At 57.5% G+C, this 23,209-nt stretch carries 25 protein-coding genes; 15 read left to right on the top strand and 10 right to left on the bottom strand.

All coding sequences use genetic code 11. From position 1 onward, the window contains the following. Positions 1-114 precede the first annotated feature (114 nt). Positions 115-1,011 (bottom strand): DMT family transporter, encoded by an 897-nt coding sequence (locus FHC52_RS08035; protein WP_126287979.1) that lies wholly within the window; start codon positions 1,009-1,011, stop codon positions 115-117. Positions 1,012-1,184: 173 nt separating this feature from the next. Between FHC52_RS08035 and FHC52_RS08030 the strand changes: the two genes are divergently transcribed. Continuing rightward, positions 1,185-2,057 (top strand): helix-turn-helix transcriptional regulator, encoded by an 873-nt coding sequence (locus tag FHC52_RS08030; RefSeq protein ID WP_045910521.1) that lies wholly within the window; start codon positions 1,185-1,187, stop codon positions 2,055-2,057. Here FHC52_RS08030 and FHC52_RS08025 read toward each other — a convergent pair. Beyond that, positions 2,037-3,203, bottom strand: coding sequence for a benzoate/H(+) symporter BenE family transporter (locus FHC52_RS08025; RefSeq protein ID WP_126287977.1), 1,167 nt, complete (start codon positions 3,201-3,203; stop codon positions 2,037-2,039). The genes FHC52_RS08030 and FHC52_RS08025 overlap by 21 nt on opposite strands. An 89-nt stretch (positions 3,204-3,292) precedes the next feature. On the opposite strand from FHC52_RS08025, the gene FHC52_RS08020 reads away from it, so the two are divergent. Both FHC52_RS08020 and FHC52_RS08015 read left to right on the top strand, forming a co-directional pair. Further along, positions 3,293-3,820, top strand: a complete 528-nt coding sequence (locus tag FHC52_RS08020) for a helix-turn-helix domain-containing protein (RefSeq protein ID WP_220420017.1) — start codon at positions 3,293-3,295, stop codon at positions 3,818-3,820. A gap of 80 nt (positions 3,821-3,900) precedes the next feature. Beyond that, a complete protein-coding gene (locus FHC52_RS08015; RefSeq protein WP_220420016.1) occupies positions 3,901-5,865 on the top strand; it encodes a U32 family peptidase in 1,965 nt (654 codons plus the stop codon). Here the strand turns inward: FHC52_RS08015 and FHC52_RS08010 are convergent, their stop codons facing one another. Continuing rightward, positions 5,866-6,096 carry a DUF2554 family protein gene (locus FHC52_RS08010; RefSeq protein WP_008502251.1) on the bottom strand — a complete coding sequence of 77 codons (231 nt, stop codon included), beginning with the start codon at positions 6,094-6,096 and terminating at the stop codon, positions 5,866-5,868. It abuts the gene before it with no gap. Between the two features lie 245 nt (positions 6,097-6,341). Between FHC52_RS08010 and FHC52_RS08005 the strand changes: the two genes are divergently transcribed. Further along, a complete protein-coding gene (locus FHC52_RS08005) occupies positions 6,342-6,704 on the top strand; it encodes a hypothetical protein (protein WP_220420015.1) in 363 nt (120 codons plus the stop codon). A gap of 173 nt (positions 6,705-6,877) precedes the next feature. Here the strand turns inward: FHC52_RS08005 and FHC52_RS08000 are convergent, their stop codons facing one another. Continuing rightward, entirely contained in the window at positions 6,878-7,414 is a 537-nt protein-coding gene (locus FHC52_RS08000; RefSeq protein ID WP_220420014.1) for a dihydrofolate reductase family protein, read from the bottom strand. Positions 7,415-7,454: 40 nt separating this feature from the next. Beyond that, complete coding sequence (gene ftrA, locus FHC52_RS07995) at positions 7,455-8,462, bottom strand: transcriptional regulator FtrA (protein ID WP_021242516.1); 1,008 nt, start codon at positions 8,460-8,462, stop codon at positions 7,455-7,457. 73 nt (positions 8,463-8,535) lie between these two features. Here ftrA and FHC52_RS07990 point away from each other — a divergent pair, with 73 nt between their 5' ends. The 8 genes from FHC52_RS07990 (at position 8,536) to zinT (ending at position 16,553) form a co-directional block, all read left to right on the top strand. Beyond that, positions 8,536-8,949, top strand: coding sequence for a rhodanese-like domain-containing protein (locus FHC52_RS07990; protein ID WP_008502248.1), 414 nt, complete (start codon positions 8,536-8,538; stop codon positions 8,947-8,949). Between the two features lie 156 nt (positions 8,950-9,105). Then, positions 9,106-10,209, top strand: coding sequence for a cobalamin-independent methionine synthase II family protein (locus FHC52_RS07985; protein WP_220420013.1), 1,104 nt, complete (start codon positions 9,106-9,108; stop codon positions 10,207-10,209). 201 nt (positions 10,210-10,410) lie between these two features. Beyond that, positions 10,411-11,682 carry an urea ABC transporter substrate-binding protein gene (gene urtA / locus FHC52_RS07980; RefSeq protein WP_014883816.1) on the top strand — a complete coding sequence of 424 codons (1,272 nt, stop codon included), beginning with the start codon at positions 10,411-10,413 and terminating at the stop codon, positions 11,680-11,682. A gap of 24 nt (positions 11,683-11,706) precedes the next feature. Beyond that, complete coding sequence (gene urtB / locus FHC52_RS07975; RefSeq protein WP_220420012.1) at positions 11,707-13,281, top strand: urea ABC transporter permease subunit UrtB; 1,575 nt, start codon at positions 11,707-11,709, stop codon at positions 13,279-13,281. After that, positions 13,281-14,354: an urea ABC transporter permease subunit UrtC gene (urtC, locus tag FHC52_RS07970; RefSeq protein WP_032651805.1), complete on the top strand. Its 1,074-nt coding sequence runs from the start codon at positions 13,281-13,283 to the stop codon at positions 14,352-14,354. Before urtB ends, urtC begins: the two co-directional genes overlap by 1 nt. Beyond that, entirely contained in the window at positions 14,354-15,151 is a 798-nt protein-coding gene (urtD, locus tag FHC52_RS07965) for an urea ABC transporter ATP-binding protein UrtD (protein WP_031275252.1), read from the top strand. The genes urtC and urtD overlap by 1 nt, the downstream gene beginning before the upstream one ends. A 9-nt stretch (positions 15,152-15,160) precedes the next feature. Further along, positions 15,161-15,859: an urea ABC transporter ATP-binding subunit UrtE gene (gene urtE, locus FHC52_RS07960; RefSeq protein WP_032651803.1), complete on the top strand. Its 699-nt coding sequence runs from the start codon at positions 15,161-15,163 to the stop codon at positions 15,857-15,859. Positions 15,860-15,911: 52 nt separating this feature from the next. Continuing rightward, positions 15,912-16,553 (top strand): metal-binding protein ZinT, encoded by a 642-nt coding sequence (zinT, locus tag FHC52_RS07955; protein ID WP_063453271.1) that lies wholly within the window; start codon positions 15,912-15,914, stop codon positions 16,551-16,553. 49 nt (positions 16,554-16,602) lie between these two features. Here zinT and ydeE read toward each other — a convergent pair whose 3' ends face one another. Beyond that, positions 16,603-17,796 carry an efflux MFS transporter YdeE gene (gene ydeE / locus FHC52_RS07950; RefSeq protein ID WP_219983802.1) on the bottom strand — a complete coding sequence of 398 codons (1,194 nt, stop codon included), beginning with the start codon at positions 17,794-17,796 and terminating at the stop codon, positions 16,603-16,605. Between the two features lie 194 nt (positions 17,797-17,990). Between ydeE and eamA the strand changes: the two genes are divergently transcribed. Continuing rightward, complete coding sequence (gene eamA, locus FHC52_RS07945) at positions 17,991-18,896, top strand: O-acetylserine/cysteine exporter (RefSeq protein ID WP_021242508.1); 906 nt, start codon at positions 17,991-17,993, stop codon at positions 18,894-18,896. 32 nt (positions 18,897-18,928) lie between these two features. Here eamA and marB read toward each other — a convergent pair whose 3' ends face one another. The 3 genes from marB to marR are packed head-to-tail and all read right to left on the bottom strand — an operon-like array spanning position 18,929 to position 20,017. After that, a complete protein-coding gene (marB, locus tag FHC52_RS07940; protein WP_008502238.1) occupies positions 18,929-19,147 on the bottom strand; it encodes a multiple antibiotic resistance protein MarB in 219 nt (72 codons plus the stop codon). A 33-nt stretch (positions 19,148-19,180) separates the two neighbouring features. Continuing rightward, positions 19,181-19,561, bottom strand: a complete 381-nt coding sequence (marA, locus tag FHC52_RS07935; protein WP_008502237.1) for an MDR efflux pump AcrAB transcriptional activator MarA — start codon at positions 19,559-19,561, stop codon at positions 19,181-19,183. 21 nt (positions 19,562-19,582) lie between these two features. Then, complete coding sequence (marR, locus tag FHC52_RS07930; RefSeq protein ID WP_008502236.1) at positions 19,583-20,017, bottom strand: multiple antibiotic resistance transcriptional regulator MarR; 435 nt, start codon at positions 20,015-20,017, stop codon at positions 19,583-19,585. Positions 20,018-20,272: 255 nt separating this feature from the next. Between marR and FHC52_RS07925 the strand changes: the two genes are divergently transcribed. Further along, positions 20,273-20,938 (top strand): MarC family NAAT transporter, encoded by a 666-nt coding sequence (locus FHC52_RS07925; RefSeq protein ID WP_220420011.1) that lies wholly within the window; start codon positions 20,273-20,275, stop codon positions 20,936-20,938. Between the two features lie 95 nt (positions 20,939-21,033). On the opposite strand, the gene FHC52_RS07920 is transcribed toward FHC52_RS07925, so the two are convergent. Continuing rightward, a complete protein-coding gene (locus FHC52_RS07920) occupies positions 21,034-22,230 on the bottom strand; it encodes a sugar transporter (protein ID WP_045354025.1) in 1,197 nt (398 codons plus the stop codon). Between the two features lie 177 nt (positions 22,231-22,407). On the opposite strand from FHC52_RS07920, the gene FHC52_RS07915 reads away from it, so the two are divergent. Next, positions 22,408-23,196, top strand: a complete 789-nt coding sequence (locus tag FHC52_RS07915) for a PhzF family phenazine biosynthesis protein (RefSeq protein ID WP_126287957.1) — start codon at positions 22,408-22,410, stop codon at positions 23,194-23,196. The last annotated feature ends 13 nt before the right edge of the window (positions 23,197-23,209 follow it).

Below are 23,209 nucleotides of genomic sequence, written 5' to 3'. Positions count from 1 at the left end.
GAACAAACGCACGAACAGCAGATGGAATTGCTAGAGTAGAAACAGGAAGGAAACAATAGCCCCCCTTACAGGGGGCATTCTAGAAAGCCACCTTCTAAGAAGGTGGTCTTTTACTTACGCCATCCGTAAGCGTCTGAACCAGGTTTCCGGTTTGGTAAACATCACCATATTTCCTCCCAGAATCAGCACTAATCCCACGATACCGTTGACATGCCAGACGTAGCCTTCATAGACCGTGGAGATGGAGAGCGCCACCAGCGGGAAGAGCAGCGTACTGTAGGCCGCTTTGCCCGGGCCAATACGTCCCACCAGCGTGAAGTAGGCGCCAAACGCAATCACCGAGCCAAACAGGGCCAGATACACCAGCGCGCCGAGATAGCTCACCGTCCATTCCGGTACAAAGCTATCGCCTCTGAACAGCGCAATGCAGCCCATCACCAGCGTGCCATAGAGCATCGCCCAGGCGTTGGTGGTCATGGTTTCAAGGCCTCTGCGCTGATGGCGCATGCTGATCATATTACCCAGCGAGAACCCATACGTGCCGAATGCGGAAAGGCCAATGCCCGTCAGGAGTGACGCGCTCCAGCCGCTGGCCAGCAGATCGTCCCAGAAGAGGGTGACAATCCCGACCAGCCCCAGTGCCGCCGCCGTCCAGAAACGCGCGGGCGGGCGCTGGCCGAAGAAAATAAAGCTGTTAATGGCGTTATAGAGTACCGCCATGGAGAAGATCACCGACTCCAGCCCGGTATTGATATGTGCCGCTGCCGTGTAAAAACACCAGAAGTTAAAGCAGAAAACACAGCACCCCTGAAGCAGGCAAAAAAGATGATCCCGGAGCGCCAGCGTGCGCAGGCGACGCAGGGCGAGTAACACCACCATCATGGTGAGGCTGGCGACGGCGAAGCGCCAGAAAATCGACACCGGCGCCGCGACGGGGCCCTGCTGCAGGAAAATCGCAATCCAGGTGGTTCCCCAGATAATGACCACGAGTCCGTATAATAATGCGTTCATAGTTGCCTCTTCTTAAACCGCGGAAGCCCGCAGTATGACGCTGAGATGCGTAACGGGCTTTCACCCGCTTGCGGCAGACTTGCAAAATCTTGCGCTTTTTTCTTCTGGAGGGACTGGCAACGGGCAACAACTCTTCTTAGACTGATATTCCGATTCTTCACGCGCTAACGGTTATGTCTCACGCTTACGATACCTTTGAAACGCTTTGCCAACAGAATGCAGTCCTGCGGGAAACCGTCTCGCTGAATTCGGGTATCCAGCTGGCCGCGTGGTACAACAAGCACGACACGATCACCGTAAAGAGCAATCATCATACCCTCAGCCTGTACGTGGCCGACGGCTACGAAAGCTATCAAAAAACGCCAGGAGGCTGGAAGAACGGCGGGGGGCCGGACCGATTCTGCCTGATGCCCAAAGAGAGCGAATCGACGTGGGATATCCGCGATGACCTGTCGTTTGTGCATCTCTACTGCACCGATGAACACCTGCGCGACGTGGGAGAAAAAATCTGGGATAAGCGGCCGCTTTCGCTGACCCTGGACGAGCGTATTTTTGGCAGCGACCCGAAGATCACCACGCTGTATCGCCAGTTTTTACTGGGCTGTGACTGGCAGCAGCACGCCAACCAGCTCACCCTGAGCACGGCCTCCACGCTGCTGCTGACCCATCTGCTGCAAAACTACTCAAACGTGCAGTGGAAGCTGCCGGTCGTTACGGGCGGGTTATCGCCGTTCGTGCTGCGCAACGTCCTCGCCTTTATCGAAGAGAATCTCGGGCAGCCCCTGACGCTGGCCGAACTGGCGGCGCAGGCTGCCCTCAGCGAATACCATTTTGCCCGCATGTTCCGCCAGTCGACGGGGCTGGCGCCGCATCAGTATGTGATGCAGAGGCGAATGGATAAAGCGAAAGCCCTCGTCCAGCATACGACGACGCCGCTGACGGAGATCGCGCTTGCCTGCGGGTTTAACTCCGCCAGCCACTTCAGCAACCGCTTTCGCAGCGCGACGGGCATGACGCCTTCGCAGCTACGTGCGGCGAGCGCGTGAAAACAGGGCGTAGCATACTCCGCCCAGCACCAGCCCCCAGAATGCCGAACCGATGCCCAGGATTGTCACGCCGCTTGCGGTCATCAGAAATGTGACGATAGCCGCGTCGCGCTCCGCTTCGTGACTCAGCGCCTGATATAAACTCCCGCTGATGGTGCCCAGCAGCGCCAGACCGGCCAGCGTCTGGATCCAGCTGAGCGGCAGCGCGGCCATCAGCCCGGTAATGGATCCACCGAAAATTCCCGCCAGCAGATAAAACCCTCCCGCAGCGATGGCCGCCAGCCAGCGTTTACCCGCATCCGGGTGAGCATCCGGGCTTTGGCAAATGGCGGCGGTAATGGCCGCAATGCAGATTGAAAAGACGCCAAACGGAGAAAACAGCAGCGCCAGTCCACCCGTCACGATGATGAGCGGTGAGGCCGCCAGCGGGTAGCCGGAGGCTTTCATGGTGGCGAAACCCGGCGCATTTTGCGAGGCCATGGTCACGAGGAAGAAGGGCAAGCCAATACTCACCAGGCTGGTGAAGGTGAAGACAGGCGCAATAAATTCGGGCATCACCAGAGAAAGGGGGAGCTTATCCGTGACAACGTCACCACCGGCCCAGGCCACGATACCGCCCACCAGCAGCGTGACCACGATGGCATAGCGCGGCGACAGCGCTTTTGCGATCAGCCATGCCGCAATCATGCTGCCGCACAGCAGAAAGTGCCCCTCAAGATGCGCAAACGCGTGCAGGCCAAACTGCAGCAGTACCCCGGCGAGCATGGCGGCAGCAAGCGAATGGGGGATCAGCGTCATCAGACGGGCGAAAAGCCCGGTGATGCCGCAGAGCAAAATTAGCGCGTTGGCAAAGATGAACACGCCGATGGTTTCCGCCAGCGTGACGCCGTGCAGGCTGGTGGCGAGCAGCGCCGCGCCGGGCGTTGACCAGGCGGTCAGCACGGGCGCTTTGTACCACCAGGAAAGCACCAGCGTGCTGACGCCCATCCCAATCCCCAGTGCGGTCATCCAGCCTGCGATCTGCTGCGCGCTGGCGCCAGCCGCGGCGGCGGCCTGCCAGATGATGGCGGCCGAGCTGGCGTAACCCACGAGAACGGCGACAAATCCAGCCAGTACGACCGGAACAAGATGAGAGGAAGGGCGCATGAAAACTCCGTTGTGCGTTATAACGTCCGGAGTAAGGTAACACTGTGCGTTATAGCGTACAAGTGGTATGCTCGTCGTCAGGAGGAAATATGGACATCACACAACACCTTGCAGCAACACTGAAAACATTACGCCAGGCACGGGGCTGGAGCCTGTCGAAACTGGCGGACGAAACCGGCGTATCAAAGGCCATGCTCGGGCAAATCGAGCGAAATGAATCCAGCCCCACGGTGTCGACGCTGTGGAAAATTGCCACGGGACTGAACGTGCCGTTTTCCGCCTTCATCACGCCGGAAGCGGACCGGCAGGCGGTGTTTGACCCGCAGCAGCAGGCGATGGTCGTCAAGCCGCTCTTTCCGTGGGACGAGGCGCTCCGGTTTGATTATTTCTCCATTACCCTGGCCCCCGGCGCCCTGAGTGAATCCACGCCGCATGAGGCGGAGGTGATTGAACATGTGGTGGTGGTCAGCGGCGAGCTGGAGATGAAGCTCGAGGGCAAATGGCAGACGATTTCAGCCGATTCCGGCGTCCGTTTTGCCGGCGATAAACCGCACGCCTACCGCAACAGCAGCGACCGGACGGTGCATTTTCACTCCCTGATTCATTATCCCCGCTGAGGCTACGCAAAACTGTTTCGCTGACGCAGACTTCTGACTACAATAGCCGCCATTTTGACCATAACGGATAACGACGAAGTATGCGCCTGCAATCCCATCATCTTGAACTTTTAAGCCCGGCCCGTGACGCCGCCATTGCCCGTGAAGCGATCCTTCATGGCGCAGATGCCGTCTACATTGGCGGCCCGGGCTTCGGTGCCCGCCATAACGCCAGCAACAGCCTGAGCGATATTGCTGAGCTGGTGCCGTTCGCCCACCGTTTCGGGGCGAAGGTGTTCGTTACCCTGAACACCATTCTTCATGATGATGAGCTGGAGCCTGCGCAACGTCTGATTACCGATCTCTATCAGGCCGGGGTGGATGCCCTGATCGTTCAGGATATGGGCGTGCTGGAGCTGGATATTCCGCCCATTGAGCTGCACGCCAGTACCCAGTGTGATATCCGCACGGTAGAGAAGGCGAAGTTCCTCTCCGACGTCGGCTTTTCGCAGATCGTTCTGGCGCGCGAGCTGAACCTGAATCAAATCCGCGATATTCACCAGGCGACAGACGCGACGATTGAATTCTTCATCCACGGCGCGCTGTGCGTGGCCTATTCCGGCCAGTGCAATATTTCCCACGCGCAGACGGGCCGCAGCGCCAACCGCGGCGACTGCTCTCAGGCCTGCCGTCTGCCGTATACCCTGAAAGACGATCAGGGCCGCGTGGTGGCATTTGAAAAACACCTGCTCTCGATGAAGGATAACGACCAGACCGCCAACCTGGGCGCGTTGATCGACGCGGGCGTGCGTTCCTTCAAGATTGAAGGGCGCTATAAAGATATGAGCTACGTGAAGAATATCACCGCGCACTATCGCCAGATGCTGGACGCCATCATCGAAGATCGCGGTGACCTGGCGCGCGCGTCGGCCGGTCGTACCGAGCATTTCTTTATTCCGTCGACGGACAAAACGTTCCACCGCGGCAGCACGGACTATTTCGTGAATGCCCGTAAAGGGGATATCGGCGCGTTTGACTCACCGAAGTTTATCGGTTTGCCGGTGGGTGAAGTGCTGAAAGTGGCGAAAGATCACCTTGATGTTGCGGTGACGGATCCGCTGGCGAACGGCGATGGCCTTAACGTGATGATTAAGCGTGAGGTCGTGGGCTTCCGCGCCAACACGGTGGAGAAAACCGGTGAGAACCGCTACCGCGTATGGCCGAATGAAATGCCGGCCGATCTCTACAAGGCGCGGCCGAACGCGGCGCTTAACCGTAACCTCGATCATAACTGGCAGCAGGCGCTGCTGAAAACCTCCAGCGAGCGTCGTATCGCGGTGGATATTGAACTGGGCGGCTGGGAAGAGCAGCTCATTCTGACCATGACCTGTGAAGACGGCATCAGCGTAACGCATACGCTTGATGGCCTGTTCGAGGTGGCAAACAACGCAGAGAAAGCGCGCAACAGCCTGAAGGATGGCATCGCGAAGCTGGGGCAGACGATTTACTACGCCCGCAACGTTGAGGTCAATCTGCCGGATGCCCTGTTTGTGCCGAACAGTTTGCTCAACCAGTTCCGCCGTGAAACCGCCGAGATGCTGGATGACGCGCGCCTGGCGAACTACCCGCGCGCTAGCCGTAAAGCAGAAACCGTTCCTGCGCCCGTCTACCCGGATACGCATTTATCCTTCCTCGCCAACGTCTACAACCATAAAGCGCGTGAATTCTATCATCGCCACGGCGTGCAGCTGATCGACGCGGCTTATGAGGCGCATGAAGAGAAGGGCGATGTGCCGGTGATGATCACCAAGCACTGCCTTCGTTTCGCGTTTAACCTGTGTCCTAAGCAGGCGAAAGGCAACATCAAGAGCTGGAAGGCCACGCCTATGCAGCTCGTAAACGGTGACGAAGTGCTGACCCTCAAATTTGACTGCCGTCCGTGCGAAATGCATGTGATTGGCAAGATGAAAAACCACATCTTCAAAATGCCGCAGCCCGGCAGTATTGTGGCGTCCGTCAGCCCGGACGATCTGATGAAAACCCTGCCAAAACGCAAGGGCAGCTAACTACCGAACGTGCGTGTCCGGTTTGCGCGATTTCTGCCACAGGTGGTGTTCGCGCAAACCCTCCGCCGACTCCTCCGCCGCGCTTCGCAATTCATCGCTATCGGCTTCATGACGCAGCTGATGATCCACATTCTTTACCCACAGATATTCATGTCCTTTGTGCCCGGCCATAAGCTGGCCTGAAAAGAGGGCACAGATAAGCATCACGAGAGATAAACCTTTTTTAACCATGAGGTCGCCGCCGAATAACGTTGCGGCTTAATGATGCCGATTATTTATTATTGTTATTATTCAACTATTCAAACTAGCGCAAAGAGAATGTCAAATAATGTACGTTCATAATAAGGATTAAGACTTTTCCTAAAGTACATATACGTATGGTAAACGTCCCATTTCTGGTCCAGAGTTGGATATTTGCATTAAGGACAAATCCTATATAATAGAGAACCTCTGGCTAAGGAATGGGTCATTACTAAATGAAAAAAATAATAGCGCTTGCGCTTCTGGCGGTTGCGATCGGGGCTGTTGTGGGAATTCGTTATGCAGCTAATGACGAACCAGAATATATTCAATCAGCAGAGATTCGCGTTGGTTCTTATTTAACCAGCGACTATGGCCTTGTTGCCTGCGGCAGCAAAAAAGTTAACGATCTGCGCTGGGAATTAGATTGTACTCATCAAGAGGGAGGGAAAACATTCCAGTTTGCGGTGTTTCCCTCTGAAAATGCACCTTATGGCGTAGCGCGATCCTTTTATCTTGAAGCCATTAATGATGATGCAAAACAGAGCGCTGAACAGGGGCTTATGCGTTATTTGCAGATCAATACCCATGCAGGTTAATAAAACTGTTTAACCTTCGTTAAGACAACGAGTGTTAGGTTGTATGGGATCCGCAGCCCGGCCATGGAGTGTCGGGACGTAGAGACCAAAATACAAATCTATCCATGCAAGCATTTACCGCCATTTTTTGGCGGTTTTTTTTTGCGCATAACGTAGCGGTGTTGGCCGTGGGGTTATGGCGTCACCCGATAGTGCGACTGCACCAGACCCGAAGGGAAGCTGCGGCTGGAGACCAGCGTCAAATCGATATCCCCGGGAAGGGCGCCAAATAGCGATTTTCCCGAACCGAGCAGGACAGGAACGGTTGTGATCACCATATCGGCCACCAGTCCTTCTCTCAGGAACGACTGTATGACTTGCCCACCATCGAGATAGACGCGACGGGCGTTCTGTATCGCCAGATCGTCGAGCACCTCCTTTGGCGTGCGGCCGGAAAACTGTACTTTGCCCCTCAGCGCCTCGGGTACGGGCGTGTCGACCAGCTGTCGGGAGAGCACCAGCACGGGCCGGTCATAAGGCCATGTCTCAAAGGTCCGCACCTTCTCATAGCTCCCCCGGCCCATCACGATCCAGTCTTTGTCCGCGATGAACGCCGTGTAGCCATGATCCTCATTCGGGTCATCGCGCTGCAGCAGCCAGTCAATATCATCATTGTGTCGGGCGATGTAGCCATCAAGACTGGTTGCGATAAAAACGTGTGTGGTGACCATCAGGTTCTCCGTATTCCAGCAAAACCAAAAGACTGACGCCTCAGCGGGCAGTACCGGCATGAGAAAATTGTTTACGGTACTGGGCCGGGGAAATCGCGAACTGCTGGCGAAAATGATGACGCAGCGTCGATGCCTGACCAAACCCGGTTTGTTCCGCGATGCTGTCGATGCTTAAACGACTGCTTTCCAGATAATCTTTCGCCCGCAGCAGGCGCTCATTGAGTAACCAGCGGGCAGGCGTCGTTCCCGTTGCCGCTTCGAAGCGACGCAGAAACGTGCGCTGACTCATACCGACACGACGCGCCAGCGAGTCGACGCTGTGCGGCTCGGTAAGATGCGTGTGCAGAAAATCAAACAGCTGACCGAGGCGCTGGCTTTCCCGCAGCTGCGCCACCGGGCGGCTCAGCTGTTGCGGCTGAGATCCATCCCGGTGAGGGGGAATGACAAGCCGCCTCGCCACGCTGTTGGCGGTTTCCATCCCGAAATCCCGACGCACGACGTGCAGACAGAGATCGATCCCCGCCGCGCTGCCTGCGGAAGTCAGGATCTCGCCTTCGTCCTGGTAGAGCACATCCTCGACCACGTCGATGTCAGGGTAGCGGGCTTTAAGCGTCTCAATGTAACGCCAGTGCGTCGTGGCTTTACGTCCGTTGAGCAGACCGGAGGCGGCCAGCACAAATACACCCGAGCAGATGGAGAGTAGCTGACAGCCCCGCGCGCTGGCCTGACGTAATGCGTTGCAGAGCGCGTCCGGGACCGGCGAGTCCACCCCCCGCCAGCCCGGCACCACGATCAGATCGGCAGACGCAAGCAGGGAGAGATCGCCATCGGTAATGATGCGGATCCCGCCTGTCGCCCGAAGCTCACCGTTATCAACGCTTGCCACGGCAAAACGATACCAGTCGTCGCCCAGCTCGGGGCGCGGCAGGCCGAAGATTTCCACCGCCACGCCAAACTCAAAGGTACACAGACCGTCATACGCCAGCACCACCACCTTCGGGCGGGCAATCTGTCTTAACGTTGTCATCTTTTTGCTGTTTTCTGGCATAAGCGAGCGCATTCATGAGCTGAATTTGTGGATAGAGTAGTGTTAACACAAACGCCAAAGATGAGGAAGAATCATGAGCTATGTTACTGAATTTCCGGCTGCCGAACCGCAGGAAGCCGTTACCCATTTTCTGCGTCGCCTGAGCGTCGAAACCGACTGCGCCGATGTGCATCATGCCATCACGCATAACGAGCAGGACTTTGTTTTGCTGCACGTGGTGGGGAGCCCGGAGCAGTTTGCCCGTCGCCATGTGCCGGGCGCTCTGCATATGCCGTGGAGTCAGATGACCGCTGAGCGCATGGCCCAATGGCCTGAAGGGACGCTGTTTGTCGTCTACTGCGCAGGGCCGCACTGTAACGGCGCGGACAGAGCCGCGCTGAAGCTGGCGCGTCTCGGGCTGCCGGTCAAAATCATGCTCGGTGGGATCACCGGCTGGGAAGATGAACGCTACGCGTTTGCCAGCGAGGCGTCCGTCGCCGCGCTGTGAAGATGAATTTTTTTCAACATACGTGAAATTTTCTCGTTTGCCGGCACCGGTGAGGTATGACATTGTTTTTGGACATTTAGACATCCAGAAGTCTAAAGCTTCAAATAATGAATTATCACTGCGGGCAATTATTGCCGGCAGACTGAGGAGATTTCCATGCAACGACACCACGCCCCGTTCCGCGCCGACGTAGTCGGCAGTTTTTTACGCCCGGATGCCATCAAGCAGGCTCGCCTGAAATTTGCCAGCGGCGAGATTGATGCCGGGCAGCTTCGTGCGGTGGAGGACGAGGCCATTCGCCACGTCGTCGAGCAGCAGTGTGCGTGCGGCCTGCATGTGGTGACCGACGGTGAGTTTCGCCGTGCCTGGTGGCACTTCGACTTCTTCGACGGTCTTCAGGGCGTTGAGCGTTACGATTCCGAGCAGGGCATCCAGTTTAACGGCGTGCAAACCAAAGCCCACGGCGTGCGCGTCACCGGCAAGCTGGGCTTTGGCGAGCACCCGATGCTGGACGATTTCCGCTATCTGAAAAGCATCAGCGGTAACGCCCAGCCAAAAATGACCATTCCGAGCCCAAGCGTGCTGCACTTCCGCGGCGGTCGCAAAGATATTGATGCGACCGTGTATCCGGACCTTGACGTCTATTTCGATGACCTGGCGACCACGTGGCGCGATGCCATCCGGGCCTTCTACGACGCGGGCTGCCGTTATCTGCAGCTGGATGACACCGTCTGGGCCTATCTCTGTTCGGACGACCAGCGCCGTCAGATCCGCGAGCGCGGCGACGACGCCGATGAGCTGGCGCGCATCTATGCCCGCGTGCTGAACAAGGCGCTGGAGGGCAAGCCGGACGATCTGACCATCGGACTGCACGTCTGTCGCGGCAATTTCCGTTCCACCTGGATTTCCGAGGGCGGCTACGAGCCGGTAGCGGAAGTGCTGTTCGGAACGGTCAACGTTGACGCCTTCTTCCTCGAATATGATAACGACCGCAGCGGGGATTTCGCGCCCCTGCGCTTTGTTCGCCCGGGCAAACAGCAGGTGGTGTTGGGTCTTATCACTACAAAAAACGGCGAGCTGGAGAATCCGGAGGGAATTAAAGCCCGTCTTGAAGAGGCGGCGAAATACGTGGCGAAAGAGCAGATTTGCCTCAGCCCGCAGTGCGGTTTTGCCTCGACCGAAGAGGGCAACAGCCTGAGCGAAGCCCAGCAGTGGGACAAAGTCCGGCTGGTCACGCAGATCGCCAGCGAAGTCTGGTAACCCCGTTATACGGCGCTGCATTATAAAAGTGCAGCGCTGTACCATTCTGAGTCGTTCTCTTTACATCCGGCGTTCCCCTCCCAGAAATAGCGCTATCTCCATTCTGGCACTCTTTTTGCTCCTGCTTCGCTGACACTTTTTTTTCCGCGTCCACGCCGTACCGGACGTTTTCGCACAGCGTTCTTTTTCAGGAGTGAAAATATGCAGCGTCGTACCTTATTAAAAGCTTTTGCGTTATCCGCGTCCGTCGTGGCGATGGGGATGAGTTTTGGCGTGCAGGCGGCCGATACCATCAAGGTGGGGATCATGCATTCGCTGTCCGGCACCATGGCCATCTCCGAAACCCCGCTGAAAGACGTCGCGCTGATGACCATCGATGAGATCAACGCCAAAGGCGGCGTGCTGGGCAAGAAGCTGGAGCCGGTGGTGGTGGATCCGGCCTCAAACTGGCCGCTGTTTGCCGAGAAGGCCCGTCAGCTGCTGAGCCAGGATAAAGTGGCGGTGGTATTCGGCTGCTGGACGTCGGTGTCGCGCAAATCCGTACTGCCGGTTTTCGAGGAGCTGAACGGCCTGCTGTTCTATCCGGTGCAGTATGAGGGCGAGGAAATGTCGCCAAACGTCTTCTATACCGGCGCGGCGCCGAACCAGCAGGCCATCCCGGCGGTGGAATACCTGATGAGTGAAGACGGCGGCGCGGCGAAGCGCTTCTTCCTGCTGGGCACCGATTACGTTTACCCGCGCACCACCAACAAGATCCTGCGCGCGTTCCTGCATTCGAAAGGGGTGGAGGATAAGGACATCGAAGAGGTTTATACCCCGTTTGGTCATAGCGACTACCAGACCATCGTCGCCAACATCAAAAAATTCTCCGCGGGCGGCAAAACTGCCGTGGTGTCGACCATCAACGGCGACTCCAACGTGCCGTTCTACAAAGAGCTGGCTAACCAGGGGCTGAAGGCGACGGACGTGCCGGTGGTGGCGTTCTCCGTGGGTGAAGAAGAGCTGCGCGGGATCGACACCAAACCGCTGGTGGGTAACCTGGCAGCCTGGAACTACTTTGAGTCCGTAGATAACCCGACTAACCAGGCGTTTGTAGCGGATTACAAAGCCTATGCGAAGGCGCACAAGCTGCCGAACGCCGATACCGTCGTAACTAACGATCCGATGGAAGCCACCTACGTAGGTATTCACATGTGGGCGCAGGCGGTGGAAAAAGCGGGCACTACCGACGTGGATAAAGTGCGTGCGGCGATGGCCGGTCAGTCCTTTAAGGCGCCGTCAGGCTTTACGCTCACCATGGATGCCACCAACCATCATCTGCACAAGCCGGTCATGATCGGTGAAATTGAAGGCAACGGTCAGTTTAACGTGGTGTGGCAGACCGAACAGCCGGTACGCGCCCAGCCGTGGAGCCCGTTCATCGCCGGGAATGATAAAAAACCCGACCAGCCGATGAAAACCGCCAGCAACTAAGCCATTACCGCAGGGAGAAACGTCATGAACGCCATGCGCCTGTTCATCGCTCTTGTATGGCTTTCCGGACTGCTGCCAGGGATGGTGCAGGCATCGGATGCCGATCGTTTTGTTGCCGCCAGCCGCAGCCAGCAGGCGGATTTGTTGACGCAGTGGGCCGCCGCGCCGGATGCGTCAAGACTGCCGCTCCTTGAGGCGCTGCAAAAGGAAAATCTCTACGTCGATACGCAAAAGCACGCCTTTGCACAACGCGATGGCAACGTCATCCCGCTGGGGGACAGTCAGACGGCAGAGGGCCCAACCAAAGCCGTGCGCCTGACGAACCGGCTGCGCGTGCTGGCTGCAACCGCTATCGCCACGCATCAGCTGGTGAGTGACAGTGTCACCGAAAGACGGGCGGCGGCGCGTCAGCTGCAGCGCGATGCCCAGCCCGGGATGCTCGCTTTTCTGGAAAAGCGTGTGAACGATGAGACGGACGCCGTGGCGCGTCAGGCGCTGCTGCTGGCGGTCGCGAATCTCCAGCTGGCCAGCCCGCAGCCGGAAGTGCGCCGCAAGGCCGTCGAATTGTTAGGCCAGTCAGACGATCCGGACGTGCAGTCCAGGCTTACCCCGTTTACCCTGCCACAGACGGAGCCGGATAGCGCGGTGCGCGCGGCCGCAGAAGAGAGTCTTAGCCAGATCCAGCACCGCCTGATGTGGGGCGACCTGCTGGGCCAGGCGTTTATGGGGCTGTCCCTTGGGTCGGTGCTGCTGCTGGCCGCGCTGGGGCTGGCTATCACCTACGGCCTGCTGGGCGTGATTAACATGGCCCACGGCGAGATGCTGATGCTGGGGGCATATGCGACCTGGATGGTGCAGCAGGCGATGGCCGGGCTTGCGCCCCAGTGGCTGGCGCTCTATCCCGTTATCGCCTTGCCGGTGGCGTTCTGCCTGACGGCGGGCATTGGAATGGTGCTGGAGCGCACGGTGATCCGTCATCTGTACGGGCGTCCGCTGGAGACGCTGCTGACGACGTGGGGCATCAGCCTGATGCTTATCCAGCTGGTGCGCATGACCTTTGGCGCCCAGAACCTGGAGGTGGCGAACCCGGCATGGCTCTCCGGCGGGGTGCAGGTTTTTGCCAACCTGACGCTGCCGTGGAACCGCATCGTGGTGCTGGGCTTCGTGCTGCTGGTGCTGTTCTTTACCTGGCTCATTCTGAATAAAACCCGTCTGGGGCTTAACGTGCGGGCGGTGACGCAAAACCGCAGCATGGCCGCCTGCTGCGGGGTACCGACAGGGCGCGTCGATATGCTGGCGTTCGGGCTTGGCTCCGGGATTGCGGGGTTAGGCGGCGTGGCGCTATCGCAGCTCGGTAACGTCGGGCCTGAGCTGGGCCAGGGCTATATCATCGACTCCTTCCTTGTGGTGGTGCTCGGAGGCGTAGGCCAGCTGGCAGGCAGCGTGGCCGCGGCGTTTGGGCTGGGGATCTTTAATAAAATCCTTGAACCCCAGATGGGGGCGGTACTGGGCAAGATCGTGATTCTGGTGGCGATCGTGCTGTTTATTCAGAAACGCCCGCAGGGGTTGTTTGCGCTGAAAGGGAGGGTGATTGACTGATGAGCCAGCCGCTGACCTTAACGCTGGCGCGCAAAGCGCCACGCACCACGCAGATAGCGGGCAGCCTGCTGGTGGTGTGTTTGCTGATACTGCCGTTTTTCGCCTTACTGCCTGCGACGCATCCGCTGGCGTTGTCGACCTGGATGCTGACGCTGATTGGCAAGATCCTCTGCTATGCCATCGTGGCGGTGGCGCTGGATCTGGTGTGGGGCTACGCCGGCATGCTGTCCCTTGGGCACGGCCTCTTCTTCGCCCTGGGCGGCTATGCGATGGGCATGTACCTGATGCGCCAGGCGGCAGGTGACGGTCTGCCCGCGTTCATGTCGTTTCTCTCCTGGAGCGAGCTGCCCTGGTTCTGGTGGGGCACCCAGCATTTTGCCTGGGCGCTGGTGCTGATTGTGCTGGTGCCGGGCCTGCTGGCGCTGGTGTTTGGCTGGTTTGCCTTCAGCTCGAAGATCAAAGGGGTCTATTTCTCGATTATGACCCAGGCGCTGACCTATGCCGGGATGCTGCTGTTCTTTCGCAACGAAACCGGGTTTGGCGGCAATAACGGCTTTACCGGTTTTACCACGCTGCTCGGGTTTTCGGTAACGGAAACGACCACCCGCATCGCGCTGTTCCTGGCGACCGTGCTGTTGCTGCTTCTGGCCCTGGGCACCGGGTTTGCGCTGGCGAAAAGCAAGTTTGGCCGCATTCTGACCGCCGTGCGCGACGCCGAGAACCGCCTGACCTTTTGCGGCTACGATCCGCGCGGGTTCAAGCTGCTGGTGTGGACGCTTTCTGCCGTGCTGTGCGGTCTGGCGGGGGCGCTGTACGTCCCACAGGTCGGCATTATTAACCCCGGTGAAATGTCGCCGACGAACTCGATAGAGGCCGCCATCTGGGTGGCGCTGGGCGGGCGCGGCACGCTGGTGGGGCCGGTGATTGGCGCGGCGCTGGTGAACGGGGCGAAGAGTTTCTTCACCGTCGCGATGCCGGAGTACTGGCAGCTGTTTCTGGGGCTGATTTTTATCGCCGTCACGCTGTTCTTGCCGCGCGGCGTCTACGGTCTGTTGCGTAAGGGAGAGAAATAATGCAGCCAACGGAAGGATTATTTACCCGCCAGCTGCCCGGCGATCGCTACCGGGACCAGACTGACCCGGTGCTTCAGCTTGAATCCATTAACGTCAATTTTGATGGATTCCAGGCCCTGACCGATCTCTCGCTGAATATCGGCGTGGGCGAGCTGCGCTGCGTGATTGGCCCCAACGGTGCGGGTAAAACCACGCTGATGGACGTCATCACCGGCAAAACGCGGCCAAAGAGCGGCAGGGCGATTTACGATCAGTCCATCGACCTGACCGCGCTGGAGCCTGCGGCCATCGCCCGCCAGGGCATCGGGCGTAAATTCCAGAAGCCCACGGTTTTTGAAGCGCTGACGGTGTGGGAAAACCTGGAGATCGCCATGAAAACGGATAAATCCGTCTGGGCGAGCCTGCGGGCAAAACTCAACGGCGAGCAGCGTGACCGCATTGACGAGATGCTGGTTTTGCTGCGCCTTAGCGCGGAGCGCGACCGACGGGCCGGGCTGCTTTCCCACGGACAGAAACAGTTCCTGGAGATCGGCATGCTGCTGGTGCAGGACCCGCATCTGCTGCTGCTGGATGAACCCGCCGCCGGAATGACCGACGCGGAAACGGAATACACCGCAGAGCTGTTCAAAACGCTGGCGGGCAAACACTCCCTGATGGTGGTGGAGCACGATATGGGCTTTGTTGAAACGATTGCCGACCACGTGACGGTGCTGCATCAGGGGCGGGTGTTGGCGGAAGGGTCGCTTCGCGACGTGCAGGCCAACGAGCAGGTGATTGAGGTCTATCTGGGACGTTAAGGAGAGGGAATGCTACAGGTCAACGAACTGAATCAGTATTACGGCGGCAGCCATATCCTGCGCGGCGTGAGCTTTGAGGCGGTCGCCGGCGAAGTCACCTGCCTGCTGGGGCGCAACGGCGTGGGGAAAACCACGCTGCTGAAGTGTCTGATGGGGCTGATCCCGGCGAAAACCGGGGAGGTCATCTGGCAGGGGAAAACGCTTACCCACAGCAAACCGCACCAGCGGGTGCAGTCTGGCGTGGCGTATGTCCCGCAGGGACGCGAGATTTTTCCGCGCCTGACCGTGGAGGAGAATCTCCTGCTGGGGCTATCGCGGTTTTCCGCCCGCGAGGCGAAGCAGGTGCCGGAGGAGATCTGGCAGCTGTTCCCGGTGCTCAAAGAGATGAAGCACCGTCGCGGGGGCGATCTCTCGGGTGGGCAGCAGCAGCAGCTGGCGATTGGTCGCGCGCTGGCGAGTCGTCCGCGGCTGCTTATCCTGGATGAACCGACCGAAGGCATACAGCCTTCCGTCATTAAAGAGATCGGCCACGTGATCCGCACCCTGGCAAACAGAGGCGACATGGCGATCCTGCTTGTTGAGCAGTTTTACGACTTTGCCGCCGAGCTGGCCGACAGCTATCTGCTGATGTCGCGCGGCACGATTATTCAGCGCGGGCGGGGTGAAAATATGGAGCAGGAGGGCGTTCGCGGACTGGTTGCGATCTGAAATGTTATAATATAACATTTTCATTCTTATAAAACGGAATGAGGGCGTTACTTTGGCTGCACATATTGGGAAATTTGCCATGACTCTGGGGGCGCTGCTGGTCAGCGGCCAGCTGTTTGCTCACTCGCACGGCCACCAGATGACCGAAGCAGAACAGAAAGCGGCGAACGGCGTGTTTGAGGATAAAGACGTGAAGGACAGAGCGCTGTCTGACTGGGACGGCACCTGGCAGTCGGTCTATCCGTTCCTGCTCGATGGTTCGCTGGATCCGGTCTTTAAGCAGAAAGCGCAGAAGGATAAAAGCAAATCCTTTGATGAGGTGAAAGCCTACTACCGCACGGGTTATGCGACGGACGTGGATGCCATCGGTATCGAAAATAACGTGATGGAATTCCATCAGGGGAAAACGATCAGCCGCTGCCAGTATGATTACAGCGGCTACAAAATTCTGACCTACGCGTCAGGCAAGAAAGGCGTGCGCTATCTCTTTGAGTGCAAGGACGCCAGCAGCAAGGCGCCGAAGTTCGTCCAGTTCAGCGACCATACCATCGGCCCGAAGGCCTCTTCGCACTTCCATATTTTCATGGGCAATACCTCCCACGAGGCGCTGCTGAAAGAGATGGATAACTGGCCGACCTATTATCCGAACGAGATGTATAAAGAGCAGGTGGTGGAGGAGATGTTGCACCACTAGGTTTTTGCTTTTGCCGGGTGGCGGCTTCGCCTTGCCCGGCCTACATTTGCTACGCCGCTTTGGGTGACTCGCACCATGCCTTCACGCTCATCCCGCGCAAAATCATCAGCCACGCCACAATAATCGCGGCCATCATAATCACAAACAGCGACCAGTGCGGCAGGTTGGTCAGGATGATACCGGTGATCATCGGGTTTGCCGCCGCGCCGAGCCAGCCCAGCGCCTGCGCGGAGAAATAGCTCGCCTTCATTCCCGGTGGCGCAATGTTGTCGATCAGCATGTATTCACCCGGCGCATAGATAATCTCACCCAGCGTGAAAATGGCGGCAGCGATGCCCCAGTAAACCAGGTTTTCTCCGGAGAGCATAAAGCCGCCCAGTCCCACGATAAAAAACAGGGTGGCGAGGGACATCAGCGGGCGGATATTGCTGACTGAGATTTTGCGGCCCAGCGCATATTGCAGCGTTACCACCACGGCGGCGTTGACGGGCAGCACCACGGCGACCACCTTTTCGGCGAAATCACTGTCCGCATGTGCGGCCAGAACGTATTGCGAAATACAGCTCGCGAACGACCCGCCCACGTACGACGCCAGCAGGCCAGAGAGCGTGTACCAGAACAGCGCGCGGTCTTTCAGCAAGACCGACGGCTGCCACGGCGTCTTCTCCTCGGCGGTATCTAACGCCACGCTTTTCTGCACAAAGAAGTGGATAAAGCCCAGCGGCAGGGCGGCACAGAAGGCTGCCAGCCAGAACGGCAGCTGCAGGCTGTACATCACCAGCAGGGTGCCAATCGGCGGGCCGACCGTCCAGCCAATGTTCAGGAAGCTGTAGTTCAGCGAGAAGACCCGCGCCTTCTGGCTGGAGGTGAGCACGTCGGAGAACCAGGCTTTCAGCACCGTCGAAAAGACGGAGTAGGCGCAGTTGATCAGCGCAAAGAACAGCACCACCAGCGTGACGTTATTGACCAGCGGGATCGCCACAAATCCGGCGATAAACGCCACAATCGCGATCAGCATGTAGCGTTTTTTATCAAACTTATCGGCCATAATGCCAAATCCCAGGCTGAACACCACGCCAATGGTCAGCGCCACGGTCAGGGCATAACCAATATTCTCGACGCTCATGCTGTAGACGCGCGTGAGATAGATGGTCATAAACGGCAGCGTTGCCCCTCTACCGATGGTTAACAACAATGACGATGCCAGCAGCGCTGCGGTTGAGCGCCTGAGAGATGGTTTCATATTCCTGCCCGACAGTTGCTTATGCTTTTATTCGATGTGTGTTAACAGGATTACCATGACATAAGGGGCTTGTATAGCACCCGATTTATCCCTAAGTGCTTCAGCTGCCTGCCAGAAATAATGATCTTCTCGTGACGCACTTTTTTCTGTTACCTTGAAGTGTTAACAAATTATTAATAATTCAGGGGCGGGATATGACGCGGAAAGACGGGCTGCTGGCATTGCTGGTGGTCGTAGTATGGGGGCTCAATTTTGTGGTCATCAAGCTGGGGCTGCACAACATGCCGCCGCTGATGCTGGCCGGCTTACGTTTTATGCTGGTCGCTTTCCCGGCCATCTTCTTTGTGGCGCGTCCAAAGATCCCCTTTAAACTGCTGCTGGGCTACGGTCTGACCATCAGCTTTGGCCAGTTCGCGTTTCTCTTTTGCGCCATCAAGTTCGGTATGCCGGCCGGTCTGGCCTCGCTGGTGTTACAGGCGCAGGCGTTCTTTACCATTATTCTCGGGGCGTTTGTGTTTGGCGAGCGCCTGCAGGGCAAACAGCTGGCGGGGATCACGCTGGCGGTGTTTGGCGTGCTGGTGCTGATCGAGGCCAGCCTGAATGGTCAGCACGTGGCGCTGCTCGGGTTTATGCTGACGCTGGCGGCGGGGCTGAGCTGGGCCTGCGGGAATATCTTCAACAAGCTGATCATGCAGCACGAGGCGCGCCCGGCGGTGATGTCGCTGGTGGTGTGGAGCGCACTGATCCCGGTTATCCCGTTTCTGCTGGCGTCGAGTATTCTGGACGGTCCGGCGGTGATGCTGAACAGTCTGGTCGACATCGATATGACCACGATCCTCTCTCTCGTCTATCTGGCCTTTGTCGCCACCATTGTGGGCTACGGGATCTGGGGATCGCTGCTGGGGCGTTATGAGACCTGGCGCGTCGCGCCGTTATCTCTGCTGGTGCCGGTGGTAGGGCTTGCCAGTGCGGCGATATTGCTGGATGAAACGCTAAGCGCGCTGCAGCTGTTGGGTGCCGTGCTGATCATGGCCGGGCTGTACATTAACGTGTTTGGTCTGCGGGTTCGTCGGACGACGCGGGTAAGCGAAAAGGCATAAAAAAAGCCCCGCGTCTGCGGGGCAAAAACGAATCAGAAGCCGTGCTGATTATAATAAGGCACGCCTAATTCGTCGGATTTGTCGCTACCAGCACCCATGTGGTTGAAATCATAGGGCGACTGGTCATGTGCGGACGGCAAAATCATCGTATCAGGATTATTTTGCTGCGTTGCACGAGGGGTTTGCTCCGCGAAGGTCTGGCTGGAGAACAGCACCAGCAAGGCGAGGGCGGCGGAGGCGATAACTTTCATGATTTCCTCGGTTACGTCTGTGACAGGCGATGATTAACTACAGTGTTTTAACGGATACAGGTATCGGGATTCGCCCGGCACGCTGGTGATTCGGTACTTATGAGGCGGCACGTCAAAATAGTTCTTGAACGTACGCGTCAGGGTTTGCTGCGATTCAAATCCGTAACGCTCCGCCAGATAAAGGATCGGCTCATTGCTTTCTTTCAGTTTCTGGGCAATCTCCGTCAGCTTGCGGCTGCGAATATATTGACCTAATGAATGGCCGGTCTCTTTTTTGAACATCCGTTGCAGGTGCCATTTGGAGTAACCCGAACGCTCTGACACTTTTTCAAGGGAGAGCGGCGATTCCAGGTTATCCTCGATCCAGTCCAAAATGCTATGAATGGTGATAGCGTCAGTATTGCGTCTGGACATCGTCATACCTCTTTTTTCTGTTTACGGCAGGATTTTCTTCAGCAAAAGCTCAAGGGTTGCCACTTCATCTGCCGTTAAGTTTTTTGTTAGTTCCTGATGCAGTGTTTGTCCTACTAATTGATGACATTGCTCGCACATGGCCGCGCCATCGCTGGTCAGCTTCACCAGTACGCCGCGTTTGTCATTCGGGTTAGGGCTTCGTTCTATCCATCCTTTACAGACGAGACGATCGAGCATGCGGGTTAACGCACCCAGATCGACAGAGAGCACCTTTTTCAGCTCAACCGGCGTGATACACACTTCGCAGCGAATGGAACACAGCACTTTGAACTGTGTTGCGGTGATATCCAGCGGTGACAGATAGTCATTGAGCAGGCGATCTTTTTTCTGATTGACCATATGAATAAGACGACCCAGCGGAACAACGTCGTTAAAGATATCACTGGTGCTTTTCACAATGGTTGCCCTGGCAAGTAATTAGTCACGGCAGATATTATTGCTCAGGCAAGTATAAGTCAACTGAATGAATCAGCCGATGCCACGAATTGCTAAAACGTTTCATGAACTTTTTTTAAGGTGTTTCAAATCATAGAGATAACTTCCAGTTATCTTTTCAGAAGGAAAATAATCGTTACGTTGCGCCCATGGCTGAATGTCACACTTTCCCCCTATAATTGCTGTGTTAAATATGGATAAGGACGACAACGCACTATGTTGGATTTGATTAAAGCAATCAGCCTTGGGCTGGTGGTCTTGCTGCCGTTGGCTAACCCGTTAACGACGGTGGCGCTTTTCCTCGGGCTGGCAGGGAACATGAACAGCGCCGAGCGCAATCATCAGTCGATGATGGCCTCGGTGTATGTGTTTGCCATCATGATGGTGGCTTACTACGCCGGGCAACTGGTGATGAATACCTTCGGGATTTCCATCCCTGGCCTGCGCATCGCCGGGGGGCTGATCGTGGCCTTTATCGGTTTCCGCATGCTGTTCCCGGCGCAAAAAGCGCATGAGTCGCCGGAAGCGAACAGCAAATCGGAAGAGCTGGAAACCGAACCGAGCGCGAATATCGCCTTCGTGCCGATTGCCATGCCGAGCACGGCGGGGCCGGGGACCATCGCGATGATCATCAGCTCCGCGTCGACGGTGCGTGACAGCGCAACCTTCCCGGACTGGGTGCTGACGGTGGCACCGCCGCTGATTTTTGCGATTATCGGGATTATCGTGTGGGCATCGCTGCGCAGCTCCGGCGCCATCATGCGCTGGGTAGGCAAGGGCGGTATCGAGGCGATTTCCCGTCTGATGGGCTTCTTACTGGTCTGTATGGGCGTGCAGTTTATTATTAACGGCGTGCTGGAAATTATTAAGACCTATCATTAAGTTCATTGCCGGGTGGCGGCTTCGCCTTACCCGGCCTACGAAATCCGTCTTTTTGTAGGCCGGGTAAGCGCAGCGCCACCCGGCACAAACAAACCTCACCCGTGCTGCCCCTGTTCCTCCAGCGCCACCGGCCACTTACGGAAGATAAGCACTGACCAGATCAGCGCCATCAGGGCCGGAATGGCACCCAGATAGCCAATCGCCGACATCGATACGTGCAGGATGACCTGGTTTCCCACCAGCGCACCCGCGCCAATCCCCAGATTGAAAATTCCCGAGAACAGCGACATGGCGACGTCCGTCGCATCCGGCGCCAGGGCCAGCACCTTCACCTGCATGCCCAGGCCAATAATCATGATCGCCACGCCCCAGAACAGGCTGAGGATCGCCAGATGGCTTTCACTGCCCGCGGCGGACATCAGCAACAGCAGACAGGCCAGCAGCAGGCCGATAGCGCTGCTTACCAGCGAGGAGGCGTGCCGGTTACCCAGCTTGCCGAACAGCACGCTGCCAATAATCCCCGCGCCGCCGAGGATCAGCAGTAAGACGGTGGCAAAGTTGGCGCTAAAGCCTGCTACCACCTGCACAAACGGTTCAATGTAGCTGTACGCCGTGTAATGGGCCGTTACCACGATGGCGGTCAGCAGGTAGATGCTCAGCAGCGCAGGGCGACGCATCAGCAGCGGCAGGCTTTTCAGCGAGCCGGAATGTTCGCTCGGCAGCGCGGGCAGCAGCTTAATCAGACACACCAGCGTCACCAGCGCGCCCATGCCGATGGCGAAGAAGGTGGTACGCCAGCCGAAGTATTGCCCCACGATGCGGCCAATCGGCAGGCCCAGCACCATCGCCAGTGCGGTACCGGTAGCAATCAGGCTTAGCGCCTGCGCGCGTTTACCCGCCGGTGCCAGGCGAATCGCCAGCGACGCGGTGATCGACCAGAACACCGCATGGGCAAAGGCGATACCGACGCGGCTGATGACCAGCACCGTAAAATTCCACGCCATAAACGACAGCACGTGGCTCGCGATGAACAAGACAAACAGACCGATCAGCAGCCTGCGCCGCTCTATCTGGCTGGTCAGCAGCATGAACGGCAGGGACATCAGCGCCACCACCCAGGCGTAAATGGTCAACATAATGCCCACCTGCGCCGTTTCCATCTGGAAACTGTCAGCGATGTCAGACAACAGCCCAACCGGCACAAATTCTGTGGTGTTAAAAATAAACGCGGCAATGGCCAGCGTGACCACGCGTAGCCACGCAACCCTGCGGGAAACTGTGTTCGTTGTCATAGGGATGTCGGAGATTCGTTGCTGAAAAGAAGAGGAGACGATCTTAAAACGTTGAATGGCGAAAACTCAACCATTATGTGACGCAGATCTCAATATTTACCTTATGAAAGCGGTAGCCGGGAGCGCTGTTTTCATTGAATATAAAAGAACAACACAATAAAAACAGGCGGTAAGACAATGCAGGAGATTGATTTTTATCTGGTCAATGCGTTCAGCAATACCACGTTTGGCGGCAACCCGGCCGCCGTTTGTCCGCTCAAGGAATGGTTACCCGATGAGACCTTGCTGAAAATGGCACAGCAGCATAATCAGTCGGAAACGGCCTTTTTTGTCTGCACTAAAGGAGGCATTGAGCTACGCTGGTTTACCACGCTTACCGAAGTCAATCTCTGCGGCCACGCCACCCTAGCCGCCGCGTACGTTCTGTTTAATGAACTGGATTATCCCGACTCGCGGATCCACTTTGATAGCGCCTCTGGCCGCCTGACGGTCAGCCGGGAGGGGGAGTGGATGACGCTGGACTTCCCGGCATGTCCAACCCATGAAGAGACGCCGCCGCCGGAGATGCTCTCGGCGCTCGGTATCCGTCATTACGTTGCAGCCCGCAAAGGGCGCGCCTGGCTGATCGTGCTTGACAATCGCCAGCAGGTTGAAGCACTCGCGCCACGCTTTTCGGCGATGACGCCGGGCGAGCATAAGGTGAGCGTGACGGCACGGGGTGAGGGGGAATACGATTTTGTCAGCCGCTTTTTCTCCCCCGGGGTATCCGTTCCGGAAGACCCGGTCACCGGCTCCGCGCACACCATGCTGATCCCATACTGGGGTGAACGGTTGGGGAAAACAGCCATGCTTGCCCGTCAGGTTTCCGCGCGCGGCGGCGACGTGCGCTGTGAGCTGAAAGGCTCGCGCGTGCTGATGAGCGGACAGGCTTCACTTTATCTGAAAGGCACAGTTTTTCTGCGCTAAATAACCCATAACA

The organism is Enterobacter sp. EC_64, from assembly GCF_019584165.1.
GTDB lineage: Bacteria > Pseudomonadota > Gammaproteobacteria > Enterobacterales > Enterobacteriaceae > Enterobacter > Enterobacter roggenkampii.
The sequence above is the reverse complement of the archived record's forward strand: the minus strand, read 5'-3'. Positions and strand labels throughout refer to the sequence as shown.

Excerpts from the sequence above, each read along its gene's own strand:
- FHC52_RS08035 (WP_126287979.1), bottom strand. The coding sequence starts at position 1,011 with ATGAACGCATTATTATACGGACTCGTGGTCATTATCTGGGGAACCACC.
- FHC52_RS08030 (WP_045910521.1), top strand. The coding sequence starts at position 1,185 with ATGTCTCACGCTTACGATACCTTTGAAACGCTTTGCCAACAGAATGCA.
- FHC52_RS08025 (WP_126287977.1), bottom strand. The coding sequence starts at position 3,203 with ATGCGCCCTTCCTCTCATCTTGTTCCGGTCGTACTGGCTGGATTTGTC.
- FHC52_RS08020 (WP_220420017.1), top strand. The coding sequence starts at position 3,293 with ATGGACATCACACAACACCTTGCAGCAACACTGAAAACATTACGCCAG.
- FHC52_RS08015 (WP_220420016.1), top strand. The coding sequence starts at position 3,901 with ATGCGCCTGCAATCCCATCATCTTGAACTTTTAAGCCCGGCCCGTGAC.
- FHC52_RS08010 (WP_008502251.1), bottom strand. The coding sequence starts at position 6,096 with ATGGTTAAAAAAGGTTTATCTCTCGTGATGCTTATCTGTGCCCTCTTT.
- FHC52_RS08005 (WP_220420015.1), top strand. The coding sequence starts at position 6,342 with ATGAAAAAAATAATAGCGCTTGCGCTTCTGGCGGTTGCGATCGGGGCT.
- FHC52_RS08000 (WP_220420014.1), bottom strand. The coding sequence starts at position 7,414 with ATGGTCACCACACACGTTTTTATCGCAACCAGTCTTGATGGCTACATC.
- ftrA (WP_021242516.1), bottom strand. The coding sequence starts at position 8,462 with ATGCCAGAAAACAGCAAAAAGATGACAACGTTAAGACAGATTGCCCGC.
- FHC52_RS07990 (WP_008502248.1), top strand. The coding sequence starts at position 8,536 with ATGAGCTATGTTACTGAATTTCCGGCTGCCGAACCGCAGGAAGCCGTT.
- FHC52_RS07985 (WP_220420013.1), top strand. The coding sequence starts at position 9,106 with ATGCAACGACACCACGCCCCGTTCCGCGCCGACGTAGTCGGCAGTTTT.
- urtA (WP_014883816.1), top strand. The coding sequence starts at position 10,411 with ATGCAGCGTCGTACCTTATTAAAAGCTTTTGCGTTATCCGCGTCCGTC.
- urtB (WP_220420012.1), top strand. The coding sequence starts at position 11,707 with ATGAACGCCATGCGCCTGTTCATCGCTCTTGTATGGCTTTCCGGACTG.
- urtC (WP_032651805.1), top strand. The coding sequence starts at position 13,281 with ATGAGCCAGCCGCTGACCTTAACGCTGGCGCGCAAAGCGCCACGCACC.
- urtD (WP_031275252.1), top strand. The coding sequence starts at position 14,354 with ATGCAGCCAACGGAAGGATTATTTACCCGCCAGCTGCCCGGCGATCGC.
- urtE (WP_032651803.1), top strand. The coding sequence starts at position 15,161 with ATGCTACAGGTCAACGAACTGAATCAGTATTACGGCGGCAGCCATATC.
- ydeE (WP_219983802.1), bottom strand. The coding sequence starts at position 17,796 with ATGAAACCATCTCTCAGGCGCTCAACCGCAGCGCTGCTGGCATCGTCA.
- eamA (WP_021242508.1), top strand. The coding sequence starts at position 17,991 with ATGACGCGGAAAGACGGGCTGCTGGCATTGCTGGTGGTCGTAGTATGG.
- marB (WP_008502238.1), bottom strand. The coding sequence starts at position 19,147 with ATGAAAGTTATCGCCTCCGCCGCCCTCGCCTTGCTGGTGCTGTTCTCC.
- marA (WP_008502237.1), bottom strand. The coding sequence starts at position 19,561 with ATGTCCAGACGCAATACTGACGCTATCACCATTCATAGCATTTTGGAC.
- FHC52_RS07925 (WP_220420011.1), top strand. The coding sequence starts at position 20,273 with ATGTTGGATTTGATTAAAGCAATCAGCCTTGGGCTGGTGGTCTTGCTG.
- FHC52_RS07920 (WP_045354025.1), bottom strand. The coding sequence starts at position 22,230 with ATGACAACGAACACAGTTTCCCGCAGGGTTGCGTGGCTACGCGTGGTC.
- FHC52_RS07915 (WP_126287957.1), top strand. The coding sequence starts at position 22,408 with ATGCAGGAGATTGATTTTTATCTGGTCAATGCGTTCAGCAATACCACG.